This window comes from Annamia dubia NIES-4383 (genome assembly GCF_055394725.1).
Map to the genome: position 1 here is coordinate 1,154,939 of NZ_AP025630.1, position 19,837 is coordinate 1,174,775.

General features: G+C 35.6%; 18 protein-coding genes and 2 tRNA genes. 7 read left to right on the top strand and 13 right to left on the bottom strand.

All coding sequences use genetic code 11. The features are described from left to right. Positions 1-326 precede the first annotated feature (326 nt). A complete protein-coding gene (gene acs, locus Anndu_RS05250; RefSeq protein WP_464103365.1) occupies positions 327-2,291 on the top strand; it encodes an acetate--CoA ligase in 1,965 nt (654 codons plus the stop codon). A 117-nt stretch (positions 2,292-2,408) separates the two neighbouring features. Here acs and Anndu_RS05255 read toward each other — a convergent pair whose 3' ends face one another. The 4 genes from Anndu_RS05255 to Anndu_RS05270 form a co-directional block, all read right to left on the bottom strand. Continuing rightward, entirely contained in the window at positions 2,409-2,738 is a 330-nt protein-coding gene (locus Anndu_RS05255; protein ID WP_464103366.1) for a LapA family protein, read from the bottom strand. A 49-nt stretch (positions 2,739-2,787) separates the two neighbouring features. After that, positions 2,788-3,255, bottom strand: coding sequence for a DNA phosphorothioation-associated protein 4 (locus tag Anndu_RS05260; protein ID WP_464103367.1), 468 nt, complete (start codon positions 3,253-3,255; stop codon positions 2,788-2,790). A 281-nt stretch (positions 3,256-3,536) separates the two neighbouring features. Further along, positions 3,537-3,608 (bottom strand) — tRNA-Thr (locus Anndu_RS05265). Between the two features lie 15 nt (positions 3,609-3,623). Continuing rightward, positions 3,624-3,705: transfer RNA gene (locus Anndu_RS05270), tRNA-Tyr, on the bottom strand. 247 nt (positions 3,706-3,952) lie between these two features. Between Anndu_RS05270 and rlmD the strand changes: the two genes are divergently transcribed. The 3 genes from rlmD to nadB all read left to right on the top strand — a co-directional run bounded on the left by rlmD (position 3,953) and on the right by nadB (position 8,037). Continuing rightward, positions 3,953-5,317 (top strand): 23S rRNA (uracil(1939)-C(5))-methyltransferase RlmD, encoded by a 1,365-nt coding sequence (gene rlmD / locus Anndu_RS05275; protein WP_464103368.1) that lies wholly within the window; start codon positions 3,953-3,955, stop codon positions 5,315-5,317. A 444-nt stretch (positions 5,318-5,761) separates the two neighbouring features. Then, positions 5,762-6,241 (top strand): ATP-binding protein, encoded by a 480-nt coding sequence (locus Anndu_RS05280; protein WP_464103369.1) that lies wholly within the window; start codon positions 5,762-5,764, stop codon positions 6,239-6,241. Positions 6,242-6,351: 110 nt separating this feature from the next. After that, complete coding sequence (gene nadB / locus Anndu_RS05285) at positions 6,352-8,037, top strand: L-aspartate oxidase (protein WP_464103370.1); 1,686 nt, start codon at positions 6,352-6,354, stop codon at positions 8,035-8,037. 80 nt (positions 8,038-8,117) lie between these two features. Here nadB and Anndu_RS05290 read toward each other — a convergent pair whose 3' ends face one another. From Anndu_RS05290 to rsmG, 5 genes are all read right to left on the bottom strand, one after another. Continuing rightward, positions 8,118-8,372 (bottom strand): hypothetical protein, encoded by a 255-nt coding sequence (locus Anndu_RS05290; protein ID WP_464103371.1) that lies wholly within the window; start codon positions 8,370-8,372, stop codon positions 8,118-8,120. Positions 8,373-8,497: 125 nt separating this feature from the next. Next, positions 8,498-8,782, bottom strand: coding sequence for an NfeD family protein (locus Anndu_RS05295; RefSeq protein ID WP_464103372.1), 285 nt, complete (start codon positions 8,780-8,782; stop codon positions 8,498-8,500). 211 nt (positions 8,783-8,993) lie between these two features. Further along, positions 8,994-11,087, bottom strand: a complete 2,094-nt coding sequence (gene fusA, locus Anndu_RS05300; RefSeq protein ID WP_464103373.1) for an elongation factor G — start codon at positions 11,085-11,087, stop codon at positions 8,994-8,996. Between the two features lie 284 nt (positions 11,088-11,371). Beyond that, complete coding sequence (locus tag Anndu_RS05305) at positions 11,372-11,878, bottom strand: adenylyltransferase/cytidyltransferase family protein (RefSeq protein ID WP_464103374.1); 507 nt, start codon at positions 11,876-11,878, stop codon at positions 11,372-11,374. Positions 11,879-12,065: 187 nt separating this feature from the next. After that, positions 12,066-12,806, bottom strand: a complete 741-nt coding sequence (rsmG, locus tag Anndu_RS05310) for a 16S rRNA (guanine(527)-N(7))-methyltransferase RsmG (protein ID WP_464103375.1) — start codon at positions 12,804-12,806, stop codon at positions 12,066-12,068. A 133-nt stretch (positions 12,807-12,939) separates the two neighbouring features. Here rsmG and Anndu_RS05315 point away from each other — a divergent pair, with 133 nt between their 5' ends. Then, positions 12,940-13,653, top strand: coding sequence for a response regulator (locus Anndu_RS05315; RefSeq protein ID WP_464103376.1), 714 nt, complete (start codon positions 12,940-12,942; stop codon positions 13,651-13,653). A gap of 21 nt (positions 13,654-13,674) precedes the next feature. Here the strand turns inward: Anndu_RS05315 and Anndu_RS05320 are convergent, their stop codons facing one another. Then, positions 13,675-14,790: a tetratricopeptide repeat protein gene (locus Anndu_RS05320; protein WP_464103377.1), complete on the bottom strand. Its 1,116-nt coding sequence runs from the start codon at positions 14,788-14,790 to the stop codon at positions 13,675-13,677. Between the two features lie 188 nt (positions 14,791-14,978). On the opposite strand from Anndu_RS05320, the gene Anndu_RS05325 reads away from it, so the two are divergent. Beyond that, positions 14,979-15,359, top strand: coding sequence for a DUF1823 family protein (locus Anndu_RS05325; protein ID WP_464103378.1), 381 nt, complete (start codon positions 14,979-14,981; stop codon positions 15,357-15,359). Here the strand turns inward: Anndu_RS05325 and Anndu_RS05330 are convergent. Both Anndu_RS05330 and purC read right to left on the bottom strand, forming a co-directional pair. Further along, positions 15,339-16,121 (bottom strand): hypothetical protein, encoded by a 783-nt coding sequence (locus Anndu_RS05330; RefSeq protein WP_464103379.1) that lies wholly within the window; start codon positions 16,119-16,121, stop codon positions 15,339-15,341. The two genes, Anndu_RS05325 and Anndu_RS05330, sit on opposite strands and share 21 nt — an antisense overlap. 116 nt (positions 16,122-16,237) lie before the next feature. Beyond that, positions 16,238-16,969 (bottom strand): phosphoribosylaminoimidazolesuccinocarboxamide synthase, encoded by a 732-nt coding sequence (gene purC / locus Anndu_RS05335; protein WP_464104038.1) that lies wholly within the window; start codon positions 16,967-16,969, stop codon positions 16,238-16,240. A gap of 160 nt (positions 16,970-17,129) precedes the next feature. Between purC and Anndu_RS05340 the strand changes: the two genes are divergently transcribed. Next, positions 17,130-17,897 carry a hypothetical protein gene (locus Anndu_RS05340; RefSeq protein WP_464103380.1) on the top strand — a complete coding sequence of 256 codons (768 nt, stop codon included), beginning with the start codon at positions 17,130-17,132 and terminating at the stop codon, positions 17,895-17,897. A 263-nt stretch (positions 17,898-18,160) separates the two neighbouring features. Here Anndu_RS05340 and Anndu_RS05345 read toward each other — a convergent pair whose 3' ends face one another. Then, positions 18,161-19,711: a DGQHR domain-containing protein gene (locus tag Anndu_RS05345; protein ID WP_464103381.1), complete on the bottom strand. Its 1,551-nt coding sequence runs from the start codon at positions 19,709-19,711 to the stop codon at positions 18,161-18,163. Positions 19,712-19,837 lie beyond the last annotated feature (126 nt).

Here is a 19,837-nt window from a genome sequence, read left to right on the forward strand (position 1 = left end):
TAACAGTGACTTGACAAAAATATTTTGGTGATCTCAATCACTTTGATTAGTTAAAAGCTTACTATGTAAAAGTTTCGAGCAATTATAAAGAAAATATTAAGAAAATTTAATTTTAACTTTTTTGTACAAATTTGACGTTAAGTTAATCATTTCGGGCTTGTCACAATTCTCAAAACCTCACGGTTTAAAACCCCCACTTGGAAAGTTATCGGCCTTTGAGGGAGTGAAGATGGATCCGGCGGTGTGTTTTTTAAGGAAAATCTCCGAAACAACCAATAACTATAAAATAATAAAAGTAAACAAATTTAATTATCTCTCAATTTACTATGTCATCGAATATCGAATCGGTTTTACAAGAAGATCGCTTATTTCCCCCCGCACCTGATTTTGCTCAAAATGCCCAGATAAAAAGTTTTGAGCAATATCAGACACTCTACGCTCAAGCCAAAGCCGATCCTGAAGCTTTTTGGGGGCAACTGGCCGAGAGTGAATTACATTGGTTTGAAAAATGGGATCAAGTCTTAGACTGGCAACCCCCCTTTGCCAAATGGTTTGTTAATGGCAAAATTAATATTTCCTATAACTGTTTAGATCGCCATCTCACCACCGATAAAAAAGATAAAGTCGCCTTGATCTGGGAGGGGGAAAATGGTGATAGTCGAACTTTAACTTATACCGAACTTCATCGAGAAGTTTGTCAAATGGCCAACGCTTTAAAACAGTTAGGTATTAACAAAGGTGATCTAGTGGGCATCTATATGCCCATGATCCCTGAAGCCGTGATCGCCATGTTAGCCTGTGCCAGAATAGGCGCACCCCATAGCGTGGTTTTTGGCGGTTTTAGTGCGGAAGCCTTAAAAACCCGTTTAATAGATGCAGAAGCAAAATTAGTTATTACAGCCGATGGTAGCTACCGTAAAGATAAAATTGTCCATCTTAAAGACGAAGTAGATCAAGCCTTGGCCGGTGATAATGTCCCCTCTGTTAAAAATGTGTTAGTCATACAACGTACACAACAAAACATCCACATGGAAGCAGGGCGAGATCATTGGTGGCACGAACTTCAAGGGAAAGTTTCAGACGAATGCCCCGCCGAGGCGATGGATAGTGAGGATTTACTATTTATCCTCTATACCAGTGGTACAACGGGTAAACCCAAGGGTGTAGTCCATACCACAGGGGGTTATAACCTTTATACCCATGTAACCACAAAATGGATTTTTGACCTTAAAGATGATGATATTTATTGGTGTAGTGCCGATGTAGGTTGGATCACCGGCCATAGTTATATTGTTTATGGGCCTCTTTCCAATGGTGCAACCATTTTAATTTATGAGGGTGCGCCCCGTGCCTCTAAGCCTGACTGTTTTTGGGAAGTAATCGCAAAATATAAAGTGACCATATTTTATACCGCCCCCACAGCGATCAGGGCTTTCATTAAAATGGGTGAAGAACTGCCTAAAGCCCACGATTTAAGCTCCTTAAGACTATTGGGTACGGTGGGAGAACCCATTAATCCTAAAGCTTGGATCTGGTATCATGAAGTAATCGGTGGGGGTAAATGCCCGATCGTAGATACATGGTGGCAAACGGAAACAGGAGGTATTCTGATCACTCCCCTTCCGGGTGCTACTACTACCAAGCCCGGCTCCGCCACTTTTCCCTTTCCGGGGATTATTGCGGATATTGCAGACTTAGATGGTCAGCCCGTAGGCGATAACGAGGGGGGTTATTTAGTGGTCAAACATCCTTGGCCTGGCATGATGCGCACCGTTTACAAGGATCCCGATCGCTTCCGCCGTACCTACTGGGAACATTTACCCCCCCAAGACGGCAAATATCTTTATTTTGCAGGAGATGGGGCCAGACGGGACGAAAACGGTTATTTTTGGGTGATGGGGCGTGTGGACGATGTAATCAATATTTCCGGTCATCGCCTTGGTACAATGGAAGTAGAATCGGCCTTAGTTTCCCATCCGTCCGTAGCTGAGGCGGCCGTAGTGGGTCGTCCCGATGAAGTCAAAGGGGAAGATATTTGTGCCTTTGTCACTTTAGAAGGAGATTATGAGCCTACAGAGGAATTAATGAAAGAGTTAAAAGCCCATGTGGTCAAAGAAATCGGCGCGATCGCTCGGCCTAGTGAAATTCGTTTTACCGATGCCATGCCTAAAACCCGCTCAGGGAAAATCATGCGCCGTTTATTACGCAATCTTGCATCAGGACAAGAAATCGCCGGAGATACCTCAACCTTAGAGGATCGGGGCGTTTTAGATAAATTAAGAGGAAGTTAAAATTTACTTCTGATAGGATAGGGTAGTAATAATCATTAATTTAATAATTAAAACTCAAATTAAGATTAATTTTCTACCCTATTTATGTTTTAAATTAAGATTATTTTTTTTAAATTATTACCAATCTTGAGAAGGTTTTTGACTCCAATCTTCTTTATCATTGCGTTTATTTTTTCTCTCAAAATCTTCTCGGCGGGGACGGTTAAATTTAGCTTTTTTTTGATTAAAATTTTTTCTATTATTACTATTAGAACTAAAAAAAATTGAACCCAATAACAAACCGATTCCTAAACTAAAAGCTAATAATAAACCTGTAGTTAATTCGATTGATTGAAACCATAAAAATTTTAAAGTTATTGGCTCAATATTTTGCATTGAAATAATAGCAATTACACCGATCCAACTAGCAAAAATTAAAGACATTAAAAAATTAGTAAAGTTTTTCATTTTAGTTATTTGTTATTTTTAATATAGACATCTTTACTGTAATCTATCATTATAAAAAACGACTTAAATCAAATTCTTCTTTTGATTTATCTTCAACAAAACGCTCATTACTTAAGACTAATAATAATCTTTCTGTGTAGTCTACCGCCCCCCTCAATTCATCTTGTAAAATTTCTAAACCTCCATTCGCATATTCTTCAAAAATTTTAATTCTTTCTTCCTGCACTGTCAAATCATAAGGAGATAAAATATTCGGGTTTTTTGTAGTAGCGATCGCTATTAATTTGATTAAAGAATCATACCCTCTGGAAATAAAAATTTCTAGGGCGATCGGGGCTGGATCTTTTTGTGCAATTTCTTTTAAAGGCACTTTTTTTTGATATTTTGATCCCAAACTAGCGGCAAAAGCTAACACATCCGCAAAAGTTTGAAAAGGTGCAGTATAATCTCCACCTTCCACTAAACTTTGCACAAATTCAGCCTTATCTTTTGCCACTCTAATGCGATTAATAGACATGGTTTTTTAACCCTATTATCAATAATTTACATTTAATAATTATGCTAAACTGTAAACACAATCTTGAGAAAAATTAACTTGATAATTCGTTTTTCTTTTAATAACAGAAACTCTTTAATTATAAACTACTTGTACAAAAAATTCGGTGATTTCTATTTCTATTTTGGAACTCTGAGAAGCTCATAATCGCTAATTTTAAAACTCTTTAACCTTGTAGATCCGCAAAAGTAGATCCGCAGAAAATAGATACTAACAAGGCTTTATTTCGTAAGACAAGAAAAAGCCCGTGACGAGGATTGAACTCGTGACCTCACCCTTACCAAGGGTGTGCTCTACCACTGAGCCACACGGGCGAATTATAAAAAAGGTGGGCCGAGCTGGATTTGAACCAGCGTAGGCATAGCCAGCGGATTTACAGTCCGCCCCCATTAACCACTCGGGCATCGACCCATTTGTGTTTAAACTTTTGTTTAACACATTTATATATAGTAGCAGAATTTTTGGAAATGTCAAGTGTTTTGATTAATTTTTTTAAAGTAATACAAATATACTTGATGTACTACTTTATAATTAAGTAGAATTAAATCACAATTTTATTACTTTATTAGATATTTTTAAGAATAAAATTAATTAATTGACAATTATTTACTTTTTATTTTAAATTGAAATTAATTTTTTCTTTCCCTAAAAAACAAAAATGGCATTAAAACAAGGCGACTTAATCAAATTAGAAATTACTGGTTTAAATAATAATGGAGATGGGATCGGACGTTATGACGGTCAAGTAATTTTTATCCCTGACACGGTTACGGGTGATATAATTACAGCGCGCATCGTCCATCTTAAAGCCAAATATGCCCAAGGTAAACTGGAAGAAATTATGACACCCTCTGGCGATCGCATTCGCCCTCAGTGTATTGTGGCGGATAAGTGTGGCGGTTGTCAATGGCTACATATTAACCCCCAATTTCAACTTGAAGCTAAACAAGCCCATGTTGCACAGACTTTAAAAAGAATTGGCGGTTTTGAGAATTTTGACATGGGTAAAATTATCCCCTCGCGCACCCCTTTAGGCTATCGTAATAAAGTTAGTTATCCCTTCGGTATTTCAAAAACAGGGCAGATCCAGGCGGGATATTATCGCAAAAATAGTCATCAATTAGTAAATTTGAATCAGTGTCCCGTACAGGATCAATATTTTAATGCTATTTTAAAGGAAATAAAAGCGGATATTTCCCAACAGCAATGGACAATTTATAATGAAAAAAAACGTCAAGGTAGTTTAAGACATTTATCTTTAAGAATTGGCCGCCGTACTCAGGAAATGTTATTAACTTTAATTAGTTCTGATCATAACTTAAAAGGCATTGAAGATCAAGCCCAAAAATGGCTCGATCGTTATCCTAATTTAGTGGGAGTTTGTGTTAATTATCAACCTCAACCTAATAATGTAATATTTGGGGAAGAAACGATCTGTATTAAAGGGAAGAATTATTTAGTAGAAGTATTTAGTGACTTGGATTTTCAACTTAAATCGGATACATTTTTTCAAGTTAATACGGAAGTAGCAGAAGCATTATTAAACATCATTATTCAAAGATTAAATTTAACCGGAAGGGAAATTTTATTAGATGCCTATTGTGGTATTGGAACTTTTACCTTACCCCTTGCTAAAAATGTACAACAAGCCATCGGAATTGAAGTTTATGCCCCTTCCATTGAGATGGCAAATATTAACGCTAAACTCAATGATCTTGATAATATTACTTTTGAAATAGGCAAAGTAGAAACAATTTTACCCCAATTAAATCTTACTCCCGATATTATTTTATTAGATCCCCCACGCAAAGGTTGCGATCGCCAAGTAATAGAAACCCTCTTACAAATTAAACCCCCTCGCATCGTCTATATTAGCTGTAACCCCGCCACCTTAGCCCGTGATCTTAAATATCTATGTGAAAATCAAGAATATAAAATAGATTACATTCAAACCGCCGATATGTTTCCCCAAACACCCCATGTTGAAACTGTTGCTTTCCTTCAACTTTTAAAACCTAGTTAAACAACAAAAAAGTTGTTTAATCAAATCATTATTTTTTTACTTTTTATTGAAAAGAAAATAGGGCGAAAAAGCTTAATCTAAAAAGGATAGATGAGTTTATTTAAAAAAATATTAAGCCCCCCTTGCCGAAAATAAAAAGAATAGATTATAATAAAAATACAAAACAAGATTAAGATCAATTAACTTCTTAATGATCATAATTAAAATAGTCTAAGTATTAAATACAGTCTAGGCATTTAGAGACTTTATTTAGACATATTATTAATCAACTGTTAACTATCAATTGATAATTTATCCTCAAGTTTTATCGTTAAATTATTAATAGTTAAAAACAGTTTTTTGATAATTCTAAAAAACAACTAAAAACTAGCTAAATTAAGGAATTTTCTAATGTTAAGTTTCGAGTTAAACCCTTTAAAAATAAAAAAAATAGAGGTATAGCCTGTGATAGCACTTTCCATCCCCGTAAGTCATAAACATTGGAGTACCATGAGCTTTGCTTCTACCCTGTATCTATGCCCCATACTTGACTTGTTATTAGCCCATGTGCCTCCATCACATCAATTAGAAGTCAGATTAGGCTTACAAGAAGCCCTTGTCAATGCCGCTAAACATGGTAATAAACTTGATCCTAGTAAACAAGTAATGGTTCAATTTTCAGTAACAGAAAATTTATATTCTTGGGTGATCACCGATCAAGGCTCTGGTTTTAAACCAAAACATTGTAATTGTCACACCTTACCACCTACAGAAGAATTACCTCCAGACGAGTCAGAAAATGGTAGAGGATTATGTATTTTATCTCAGATTTTTGATCAAGTTTTATGGAATCAAGATGGCACTCAACTTAAATTATGTAAAGTAATTAATACTAATCAATCAAAATCTTTTCCCAACAAATTTTTTAAACATCAGATTTTTTGAGACTTCAATACAATCAAATTTAATAGAATTAAATTTTGAACTAGACATTGAAGATCAATCGCATCAAGTATATTACAATTAAGCAAATAGCGTTAGGACATTAATCTAAATTGTCATTATCATCTTTTGACTTTCCCTCCCACTTTGACGTATTAGTAGTCGGGGCGGGTGCGGCCGGTTTATATGGTGCTTTGTGTCTTCCCCAAAGCTATCAAGTCGGTTTAATTACCAAAGATTCTTTAAAAATTGGCGCTTCTGACTGGGCGCAAGGTGGTATTGCGGCGGCGATCGCTCCTAATGACTCCACCCAACTTCATTTTGAGGATACCCTTAAGGCGGGTGCAGGGCTTTGTGATCCCTTGGCGGTTCAATTTTTGGTTGATCACGCCCCCCAAGCGATCGAGTCTTTAGTTAATTTAGGTGTGGGTTTCGATCGCCACAATGGTGATCTGGCCATGACATTAGAGGCCGCACACTCTTTCCCCCGTGTCCTCCATGCAGCCGATACCACAGGGAAAGCCATTGTCAGCACTTTAACGGAAAAAGTCCTAACCAGAAAAAATATTAGAGTTTTTGAGCAAGGTTTAGTCTTACAATTATGGATTAACCCCCAATCGGGTCATTGTCAAGGTTTAAGTTTATTTTATCAAGGTAAAATTCATTGGTTGTCAGCCTCGGCGGTGATTTTAGCCACAGGAGGCGGAGGTCAAGTTTTTGCTCAAACCACGAACCCCCCCGTCAGTACGGGTGATGGCGTGGCGATCGCATGGAGAGCAGGGGCAGTTTTAAGGGATCTAGAGTTTTTTCAATTTCATCCCACCGCTTTAACCGTGCCTAATGCCCCCCATTTTTTAATCAGTGAAGCGGTTAGAGGGGAAGGAGCGCATTTAATAGACGAGAAGGGAGAGCGTTTCGCCTTTCATTACCATCCGGCCGGAGAGTTAGCTCCCCGTGACGTGGTCAGTCGTGCGATCTTTTCCCATTTACATCAAACCGCCGTTGATCCGAGTAAGGCGATCGTTTATCTTGATTTACAACCGATCCCCAAAGAAAAAATCGCCTATCGTTTCCCCAACATTATCAAAGTTTGTCAAAATTTCGGCATAGATCCCTTTTGCCAACCCATCCCAGTCACTCCGGCCGCCCATTATTGGATGGGGGGAATAGTGACGGATCTATCTACCCAGACTTCCATCAAAGGGTTATATGCCATTGGAGAAACCGCTAGTACAGGGGTTCACGGTGCCAACCGTTTAGCTAGTAATTCCCTGTTAGAATGTTTAGTATATGCCTCAGAATTGGCTAATTTACAATTGGATAATCAAACTGATCATGTTACTCCGATTACGGAAACTAAGCTTAAAATTAACATAGATCAAGATTTAAAATTAATTAAAAAAATTCGTCAACAATTGCCTATTTTGATGTGGGAAAATGCTGGAATTTGTAGAGAACATCAAGGTTTAAATAGTGCGATTGCTATTATAAAATCATGGTATTTGGAGTTAGAAAAATATCCTTTAGTTCAATCTTTAAAACAGTCTAGTCCTTGTGGTGATCGTCTAATTATTTTAGAAAATATTACAACTGAAAACTTAAAACTTTATACCGAAACTTTAAATTTATTAGATATTGCTTTCTTAATTCTCAAAAGTGCTGATTTTCGTTGTGAAAGTCGTGGCGGTCATTATCGTTCAGATTATCCCCAAAGTAAACAGTCTTGGCAATGTCACACCCTCATATCTGATGACCGGATTGATCGTTCACCATCTAAACTTGAATCAATTAACTGTTAAATTCTAAGTACAAATTATAAATGTTTCGTTAAATTTTGATGAGTTAATCGTCTTTTAGGGAGAGGTAAGGTTAAGTTAAATTAACCGCCACCGCCACCTTCTACCCCTGCATTAGAACAGTCTTCTGTGCAATCGGGAAGATCCTCATCTTTATTTTGTGATAAAACTCTTTTCCCATTGTGAGACATTTGCTCAGAAGTAGAAACAACAACTTCATTGAGAGGAATGGGATTTTGCGGATCAATTTTAGTGGTTGCTTGAGCGAATTGAGGGCAAAATAATTGTCCTGTTATCAAGCAAACCGAAAGAGTAGTTAAGGAAATTAGGTTGTTCATAGTTGGCATTTGAAAGATCAATATAGATCAATGGTTTCGCACCTGATCCCATTATATACTCTCCGTAAAAATACGGAGAACTTTTGATTAGTTAATTATATTTAAAAAAACAATCATAACCTGATTTAATCATTGGTTTTTCTTATTATTTCACAGGCAAAAGGTTCAACAATTAAAAGATTAGCTTTGCGTTGCTTAACAAAAACTGGAGTATCTTTTTCGAGGATAACATCCTGTTCACAAATCGCAAACCAATAGGTAGCATGATAATAAACCCGGCCGGGTTGATTGGGTGCGATTTTGGTTGTGACAGTGGCTTTTTGATCTAAGTGCCGATAATTTAAGTCAACGGGTGCTTGGGGATTAGTTGATGGTTGTGTTTTAAAAATATTGACAATAAACTCAAACATGGGTATTGCACCCCCATTTTAAAGAAATTCAGAAAAATTAAAATGAGTATAATTCCCTGTTTGATTATAAATCTGATTGTTGAAAAAAAGAGAAAATCATCTAATTTATTTTATAATTCGCCTTTTCTTAATGTAAAACCCCTCTCCTTGCAGGGGAGGGGGGTTTAGAGTAGGGTGAAACTAATTTAATTTTGAAAGAAAAATAGACTTCTTATTTAGCCGCCGCTAACTCTCTTTCTTTAACTTCTTTAATCACCTCATCGGCAATATTTTTGGGACAGGGTGCATAGTGGGAAAATTCCATGGAAAACTGTCCACGTCCCGAAGTCATGGTTCTTAAATCGCCAATATAACCGAACATTTCACTTAAAGGTGCTTGGGCTTTAATTCTTGTTCCCATGGGATTACTACTTTGGGATTGAATCATACCACGACGACGGTTAAGATCACCGATTACATCCCCAATATGATCATCGGGAGTGAATACATCCACATTCATGATCGGCTCTAATAACTGAGGTGAAGCCTTGGGAATAGATTGACGGTAAGCGGATTGAGCCGCAATTTCAAAGGCGATCGCGCTAGAGTCAACGGGGTGATAACCACCATCGGTTAAGGTAACTTTTAAGTCCACACAGGGATAACCAGCTAACACACCTTTAACAATGCTCTTTTCAAAACCTTTTTGCACCGCTGGCCAATATTCACGGGGAACATTCCCACCAGTTACTTTAGATTCAAAGACAAAGCCCGTTCCAGCTTCGCCCGGTGCAATGGTATAATCAATTTTACCGAATTGACCAGAACCGCCGGACTGTTTCTTATGGGTGTAACTATCGTTAATAACCTTGGTGATGGACTCACGATAAGCTACTTGGGGTTTACCTACTTCCACTTCTACGCCGTAGGTACGCTTGAGAATATCTACTTTAATATCAAGGTGTAACTCACCCATCCCTTTAATAATGGTTTCACCGCTTTCTTGATCCGTTTCCACATAGAAAGAGGGATCTTCCTGTACCATTTTACCTAAAGCTAAACCTAATTTCTCAGAATCACCTTTTTGCTTGGTTTTAACGGCGATGGAGATCACCGGATCAGGGAATACCATTGGCTCTAGGGTGGCGGGATCCTTAGGATCACAAAGGGTATGACCAGTTTGGACGTTTTTCATCCCCACGATCGCCACAATATCACCCGCTTGAGCCGATTCGATTTCCTCTCTGGAGTCAGCGTGCATTTCCACCAATCTGCCCACACGATCAGTTTTTCCTGTGGCAGTATTGAGAATAGTGTCGCCTTTTTTCAAAATACCAGAATAAATACGGGTAAAGGTTAAAGCACCATAGCGATCGTCCATAATTTTGAAAGCTAAAGCTCTTAAAGGTCTATCAGGAGTAACGATCGCATAATTTCCGGTTTCATTACCATCAATATCAGTTTCCGGTTGGGGGTTAACTTCGGTGGGATTAGGTAAATAATCAACTACACCATCTAAAACTAATTGAACCCCTTTATTTTTAAAGGAAGAACCGCAATAGGTAGGGAAGAAAGACATATCACGAGTACCTTTACGGATACATTTCTTAATATCTTCGATGGAAATTTCCTCACCCTCAAGATATTTTTCCATTAAATCATCATCTTGCTCAACGGCGGTTTCGATTAATTCTTCACGGTAGGCTTCCACATCATCCACCATATCAGCCGGAACATCTTGAATAGTATAGGCATTGGGGTCTCCAGATTCATCCCAAAGCCATGCTTTACGAGTTAAAAGATCTACCACACCTTTAAAATCAGTTTCAATACCGATGGGTAATACCATCACTAAAGGTTTAGCGGCTAAAACCTCTTTAACCTGCTTAACTACTCGATAAAAATCCGCTCCGGTACGGTCTAATTTATTGACATAGATCAACCGAGCTACTTTAGAATCATTAGCATAACGCCAGTTAGTTTCGGACTGAGGCTCAACGCCACCAGAGCCACAGAAAACACCAATACCGCCATCGAGAACTTTTAAAGAACGATAAACTTCAATGGTGAAATCAACGTGGCCGGGGGTATCAATGATATTAAATTGGTGATCTTTCCAAAAACAAGTAGTGGCCGCAGATTGAATTGTAATTCCACGCTCTTGTTCTTGTTCCATAAAGTCGGTAGTGGCCGCACCTTCATGCACTTCACCAATTTTGTGAATTTTACCAGTGAGTTTTAAAATACGTTCAGTTGTCGTGGTTTTACCAGCATCAACGTGGGCGAAGATGCCTATATTACGGTATTTAGTGAGATCTTTTTTCATACTTTAATCTAGTTTTACTTGGAGAACCAATCATGGTTCACTATAGAGTTGATTTTTAGACAGTTTTAGGTGCGACTATGATCACATAGTCTCACGGATTTTATAATTTATCTGATATAGACTTTTTTTGTCCTAAACAGATCCTGTATTTTATCTTATTTTGTGATCTATTGTAAATTATTTAGAAGAAACGATGAGTGATGAAAGATGAGTGATGAAAAAAGTCTGTAATACTGATTTCATTAAGGCTGAAGCCTGTGTAGGCAGGGTTTGTTTCGATAGCCCTACCCTTCAGGGTTAGGGGGTTGTTGATTTAAAATTTTTTGGATAATTTTACTGGTGGAAGTGCCTATTTCAATGTCAATTAATTTAATTTCGCCTCCGTAGGCCTGTACAAAGGGAGTTTCGGGTAAAGTTTCGAGGGTATAGTCTCCCCCTTTAACATAAATATCTGGCTGTAAAATTTCGATTAAATTAGAAGCAGTATTTTCTTCAAATAAAACTACACCGTCTACGGGCTTAAGTTGGGTTAAAATTTCTGCCCTTTGTTCTTCTGGAATGATGGGACGGGCTACCCCCATATTATCATAAGGTTTAATACTTTTAACGGAGCGATCGCTGTTTAAACCGATGATTAAAGTTTTACCAAAATTTTTGGCTTCTTTTAAATAACGTAAATGGCCTACATGAATTAAATCAAAACACCCATTAGTTAATACTAATGGCCGCCATTGTTCGGGAAAAAGATCAATTAAATTTTTAAGTTGATGTAAATGATAAATTTGACTCATTGAAAATTAAAACCTATTTTTCTGATTGATTATAGCCTATTTACTACTGTTGATTGTTGATTGATCTTTGTTGATTAATGGGATCAACCCGATTTAATTGGGCTTGAATTTTTGCTAATAATTCTTTATTGTCATGATACAATAACAAGTTAATTTTAACAATTAAGGCTTTTAATCAATGACTGAATTATGCTAAGGGTTGTTGTTTGGGAATACCTATTTTTCTGGGATATTGGGGTTTAGTATTACTAATTTTTTCTAAATAAATACAATGTCTGATCCCTTGACTTAACGGCGTTTTAAAATTATTAATTTTGGTGATTTTACCCCCTAAAATTTGACAAGCTTTAGTTAATTTTTCCCGCTCAATTTCTGTTAATTGGCCTCGATATAAAATTCCTTTCCCACCAATTTTTAATAAGGGTAAAACATATTCTGCACAAACATTAACATCTGCTACGGCTCGAATACAAGCTAAATCATATTGTTGACGATGTTGTTTATTTTGGCCTATTTCTTCTACTCTAGCGATTAATGTTTGTACATTTGTTAATTTTAAAATTGGTAAAATTGACTCAATAAAGATGATTTTCTTTTGGGTAGAATCTAATAATTTTAGTTGCCAATGGGGGAAAATAATGGCTAAGGGCAATCCGGGGAAACCTCCTCCTGTCCCAATATCAATTACGTTTAAATTATGGTTAATCTTAATTAGTTGATCTTGATTAATTACTCCGGCTAAAGAATCCCATAAATGTTTTTCCCAAAATTCTTGATCATCGGTAATTCTAGTTAAGTTAAGTTGTTGATTTCCTTGAATAATTTGTTGATATAATTGCTCTAATTTTTGTTGTTGTTCTTGATTGGGAAACCAATTTAATGTGTTTTGCCAAATTTCTTGATTAAGGGGTAATTTATTTTGATTCATGGGTTTCTTTTATTAAAAATAATTTTAGCTTTGAGAAAATTCTTTAATGTAGAAAATTCTTTGAGTTGACTAATTTTACAATTAAAATGATATAATAAAAGTTGGCAATTTTAGTAATTAATTTTTAACTTTTATGTCCAATCTTGATTCAGAAACAGACAAAGATAAAATTTTATTAGTAGATGATGAGCCGGGGGTGCGTACTTCTGTTAAGGCTTATTTAGAAGAAGATGAAGAATTTGAGGTAACTTTAGCTAGTAATGCTCAAGAGGCTTGGCAATGTTTACAAATGGAAAGTCCTGATTTAATTATTTCTGATATTATGATGCCTCAAGTGGATGGTTATGAGTTTCTGCAACAGTTACGCGATGATCCTTATTTTAAAAATCTTCCGGTTATTTTTCTGACGGCAAGGGGCATGACCAGCGATCGCATTCAAGGTTATGAGGCGGGATGTGATGGTTATTTACCAAAACCTTTTGATCCTGATGAGTTGGTGGCTATGGTTAAAAATATTTTACAACGGCGCAAAATTCAAACGGAGTCAAATGTTAATCAGGATCAGTTAGGGCAGTTATTTCAGGAAGTTAAGGATATTAAAAGATTATTAGGCTCTCAGTCGGTTTTAACTACTACTCCTAGTCCGATCGCTGTGGAATTAACTCCAAGGGAACAAAGTGTTTTAGACTTAGTGGCACAGGGTTTAATGAATAAAGAAATTGCAAAGGAATTAAATACCAGTGTGCGCAATGTGGAAAAATATGTTAGCCGTTTATTCAGCAAAACTAATACTAATAGTCGCACCGAGTTGGTGCGTTTTGCTCTCAAACACGGGCTAACACAGTGACCAGTGAGTGATCAATAATAATTAATTTCTTAACTGATTTAATAATTCTTGGGCGCGTCTTGCTCCTTGAGTATTGCCTTCATTTTGATATAATTGTAAGGATTTAGATAAGGCCTCGATCGCCTCTTGATTGCGGTTACGCCCCCTTAAAGCTAAAGCTAAATTATAATAAACTCCCGGATCATTAGGGGCTAAATCGGCTAAAGTTAAATAACTGACAATGGCATAAATATAATTTTGCTGTGCTAAATAAATTTCACCGATTCCTGCTTGTGCATCAATAGATTGAGGATTTAGGCGAAAAGCCCTCTGATAAGCCTCTAAAGCATCCTCATAATTATTCTGAGCTTTTAACATCTGAGCGATCGTTAATAATACTTGTGCATTGTTAGGATTAAGACGGGTAGCTTGATCTAAGGCATTCATCCCTTGATCTATATTCCCTTGCTTAATATAAGCAATTCCTAATTGTAAATAAAGATCACTATTATTAGAAAATTGACGAATTGCGTCTTGAATAAAATTAACTGCTTCTGAATAATCCTGTTCTTGAATCAGAGCTTTTGCGATTAATACATGAGCGTCTATGTTATTAGGTTCTAAATCAATCACTCTTTGATAAGCATTAATTGCTCCATTATAATTACTTTGGCTTAAATATATTGCACCTAAAGCGATATAATTTTGTAAATTATTAGGAGCAAGTTGAGAGGATCGATTATAAGCGTTTATTGCCCCATTATTATCGCCACCATTAGCCAAACTATAACCGAGTGCATAATAAAAATTAGCATTATTAGGGTCTAAATTAACCGCTTCTTGATAGGCATTGGCCGCTTCTCGAAAATTACCTAGTTGGGCTTGTAAATAACCGATCCCTGAAAAAATTTTCGGGTCTTGAGGGTCTAAAACGGAAGCCTGTTGATATAATGAGATGGCTTCATTATATCTTCCTGCGTCCACATATTCTTTTGCTTGTCTAAGGAGTTCTCTTAATTGTTGAGTGTTATTATTACGTTGGGCAATTAATAAAGGTTGATTAGTTTGAGCATAACTTAAAGAGGGAAAAACAAAACCAGTGAGTAGTAAACTACTGGCTAGAGATAAGGTGAGAGGAGAAAAACTTTTTTTGAACACGGTTTAGATCAGTTAAATTAATAGCTTAAAAATTGAAATATAGCAGTTCTAAATTAATCTTGGCCAATCAAGTTAACTCTTTTTAGGTCTGCTATGTGAGTATTATAACAAGTTTATCACGACTTTACAATTGACAATTAATCATTAATAATAAATCATTAATAGTTAATTCTAACCGATAATAAACAATGTCAAATTTACCTCCTTTAAATGATCAAACATTCTGGGCTATTTTGAATGAAGAAATAGACGATCAAACCGTTAATCAATTATTGTGGTATTACTTAGGTTATCGCTTTAATGATCATACGCAAAAATATGATTTTATTGGCTGTGATCCTAGTTGGTTTGAAGAATATCCACTGCCTCCTGATTTTATCGCTAATCGTCCCCCAACGGTTAAATTAACTCGTTCCATTCCTAAACCTAATAAACAATTATTAAAGGAAAAATTAGGGTTTAAAGGATATAAAATTGGTACTTTTACTCCTAGACATACTCGCCGTGCTACTGCTGTTAATTGGCTTTTAAGCTATTTAGAAATTGTTTCAACTCCCAAAACCTCCTAAAGAATTAAGATTGCCGGCCGCTTGGGATACCCTTACGGCTGACTGAGAGAAGATTTGAAAGGCTTTACGAATCTCACTTTCACTATTGGCAGGGGTTAGGATCCATTCTTCTCTAATGCCCATGTCTTTAAAGACTTGACGAAAATCGGTGTAACCGTCATCAATACCCATTGCGGCAATAATATGATTTTCTGAGCGTAGCATATCAGAGATTACTGATGCTACAGTTTTAGCCGTAGCTTTAACGGAATGGGCATCCGCCCCATCAGTAATAATTAATGTTACCGATCGCACTGGTACACCGTTATCAGAAAATTCCTGAGTTTTCGCTAAAACTGTACCCAGTAAGACTAAAGTTTGATCATAAAGGGGCGTACCCTCGTTAGGGTTATAATTTTTCGTATCCATCCGAATGGCCTGATCAATGGGACAATAGGGATATAAAACAAAGCCATTGAGATAACGATTGTGAATTAAAATGTTATCTTTCTGTTTTGATTGACTTAAAGAATCTAAAACCGCATTATGACCTCCACGCACGGCTTGAGTATTTTTACTGTAGACGATCGAGCCGGAGTCATCGGGCATAATGGTAACAAGTACCACCTCCGAAGACATCACATCATCTACGCTGATGCCTAGCCCTGCCTGTATTTGTAGCCCAATATCATTCACATCTAATGCTTGTAAAGAGGCGGTGGAGAGCAAACCGTCTTGATGTGCCGACTGAAACAGACTGTTAATATTGATTGACTCAGACATAGCCATTACCTCTTGATTGTGTATTTTTTACACTTTTATTATAGTGTTATTTTTACACGATGTCAAGAAAAAGTCAGAAGTGGTACAGGTATTGTGCCTGTACCAATAATCAATAATTAATTATTAATAGTTGAAAGCTGATTTAATACCCTTTCTTGTACTCTTTGATAAGCTGATTCCACGTCTCCTAAATCTTGGCGAAAACGATCTTTATCCATTATTTTACCTGTAGGATCGCTTTGAGTTTGATCCCATAAACGACAAGTATCGGGGCTTATTTCATCGGCTAATCGTAAATTTCCTTGTTGATCTAAACCAAATTCTAATTTAAAATCTACTAGGGTAATCTGACAGGAATTGAAAAATTGTTGTAAATATTGATTAATTTTTAATGCTGTTTGTTTTAAGTTTTCTAATTGTTCCTCCGTAACTATTTCTAATATTAAAATCCGGTCTTTAGTTAATAAAGGATCTCCTAAAGCGTCATCTTTTAAATAAAATTCAACTAAAGGAAACGGTAATATTTTACCTTGGGATAAACCCGTTTGTTTACATAAACTTCCGGCGGCAATATTTCTAATTACTACTTCTAAAGGAATAATTTTAACGGCATGAACTTTCATTTCATTGTCACTAATTTGTTCAATAAAATGTGTTAAAATACCTTGGGATTCTAACCATTGAAATAAAGCGGAAGATACGACACAGTTAACTACACCTTTACCTTTAATTTGACCTTTTTTGAGGGCATTAAAAGCGGTTGCATCATCCTTAAAATAACTTAAGAAAATATGAGGATTTTCCGTAGGATAAATAATTTTGGCTTTACCTTCGTATAATTTTTCCATCATTGTAATTAATAATCTATGTTTTTTTTAATTAATTCTACTTTTGAGGTTAACAGATTTTTGTGCAAAAATATCTTATTTTTTTATTAAATTTGTTAAATTAAGTTAAACTAATGATGATAAACTATTTAAAAGTAGGAGCAAAGGAGACATTAAAATTATGGTTGAGGAGACAAATGAAATAAATAATAGCCCTTGGAAATGTACGGGGGGCTTGGAATATGGGGGTTTTCATCCTGAAGTAATTAATTATCAGGATCAATGTCAATTTTGTAACCGTCATCGCAATGAATTTTTACCTGTTAATTCTCAAAAGAAAAAAGTTAAGGTTGAAACTATTATTTCTGAAGAAAAATCTTTACTTAAACAACATTTTATTGGTCAATTTAATCGTTATAAATATGGCTTAATTGCTTTAGTTGCTTCGGCTTTAGGTTTAAATAGTGAAACGATTACAAATCAATTAGAAATTTTAACTAATCAATTTTTAAAATCTTCTGATCAAGTTACAAATCAAGTTACGATAACTCCCGCACCCACTACGACACCAACACCCACTAAAACACCTCAAGAAGTTATTAAACCTCCTATGATTGTAACAGGTTTACCGGATAATCAAGTAATAATAATTAAGGCTGGTTCTTCAAAAGTTATAGATCAAAATATTGCTTTATCTCCTGAGATTAAAACTAAAAAATATCAGGCTCAAGTTAATGAAAAGACTATTTTTAATTTTAAATTAAATCCTGTTACTAAAGATCGGGAAATTTCACTTTCAATTATTAATAAAAGTAATCAAAAAAGTTTATCTAATTCTACTAATGGTGAATTAAAAGAGATTGTTTTAGAAAAAGGTGATTATATTATTGAAGTTATGTTAATGGAAAATCAACCTAAAACTTATCAATTAAGTATTAGTCAAAAATAAAATTTGATTTGTTACCTTATGCCATTTTTATAAATGAGTTCAATTTATTGAACGATCACTATTAGCCTTGAAATTGATTTCAAGGGGAGATTAATACTTTCAGGGTCAACTTTTAAGAATTAACTCGCAATGAAATTAATTTTATTGCTAACATAAATCGTTCAATTTATTGAACTAATAATTGTTTTTTACCCCGACTTTGAAAAGACTCTGCTCCAAATTTTGTCACGACTAATTTAGAACTGCTATATTAGAACAAAATATTATAAACAATCGGGTAATTGAATATTTTTTGAATTAATAATTTTGCCATTAAAATCAATAGATTGATGGTCATTAATACTTCTACCGAATGCTAAATTTTGTCTCAATTTTGCCTTTTCTAATTGGTCTTCTGAGCCATTTATTAAATAAACTAATAATTTACTGGCTAAATCTTTTCCTGATACTTGAATCCTCCTTTTATTGCCATTATATAAGACTCCATACCATAAAGATTGGGGATATTCCATCCCACTAAAGCCTCCATTTCGATCATATTGTGATAGTTTTTTAAAAATTATTTCTAAACTTAATTGATGTACAAATTTTAACATAGCGATCGCCTGAACAACCGCAATTTGACCAACGGGGCGAAATAAAATATTCCCCTCTCCTCCTCCTTTTTCCTGACTAAAACGCCTTAACTCAGGGGTATCACTATCTTCTAACCTTTGATAACTGGGCAGTTTGGCTAAATGATCAAAAAGTTGATTTAATAGTTGATACCCTGCCTCTAATTCCTCTGATTCTGGACGCAGAGGAATTAAGCCGATTGCTGAGGGTTTCCAGTGGGGAAAGGGATAACTTAAATATTTAGTTGCCATTTCCTGTAAAGCCTGAAGTGTGGTTAAAACCGTAGATTTACTGGCTACCGTTGCACTATCCCAGTTAACACGGGGTTTTCGCTCCTGTTGATCTCGTAAAAGAGGATGAGCAACCGCTATTTTTCGAGCGGCGATCGCAAAGCCATCATCCTCATTTAATAAGGCTAACTGCCCTTTACTCAGATTCACCGCCATTAAGTTAACGTGAACAAAAATGGAGCGAATCCTTCTTCTGGCTTCTTCTCTAGTTTCTCCCTTAATTACCGCCGGAATTAACTCAATTCCGATTTTTTCTTTCACTAATTTTTTAATATCTTCTTTCTTAATTTGATAAATTTTGATTATATCCTCTAATTTAATAATTAAACCCGTAGGTTTTTTCTCTTTATTGTATTTTGGTAGTTGTTCTGTACTAATTAATTGAATTAAACCTTGAATCCCCATTAAACGATGTTGACCATCAAGGGCAAAAATAGAGTAGGATTGTGAGGTATCTAATAAACCCAGATCACCTTGAGAGTCTAAGGCTTGAAAAGAGGTAACAGAGGTTTTCGCCCTACCTTGTTGATCCCAGTGGGGGCTATGGGGATCATCAACCCAAGGGCTAGTCATCACAACTAAAATGGCGGGAAATTTATGATTTTTTCTAGCGATTAAATATTGAGCCAGATCCGCTTGACGTGACCAGTCTAAGGGGCGTTGCTGTAATTCTTCAACGGTTTGAGCATCTCGAATAATATTATTATTTAATTGATTAAATTTCTGTTGAAAAAGAGGCAATTCCGTGGCAAATTTCACTTTATTTGCTAACCATTCTAATGTAACTGAGCCTAAATAAGCTTCTGTTTTGCCCATGATTGTTTTTTGTACAAAAATTTGATCTTCTTTGTTTAATAATTCGTTTAATAGTTGAGCGATCGCCTGTTGATTATTGGTTAATTCTGTCATTTTTGGCTGAATATTTTAATACAATTATGATTATTAATTATAAGATTAATTAAGGTAATTAATCTTAAGAAAAGTTGAAAATTTAGCGGTTTTTAAAAATTGAGTAGTTGATTAATTAAAAAAGCT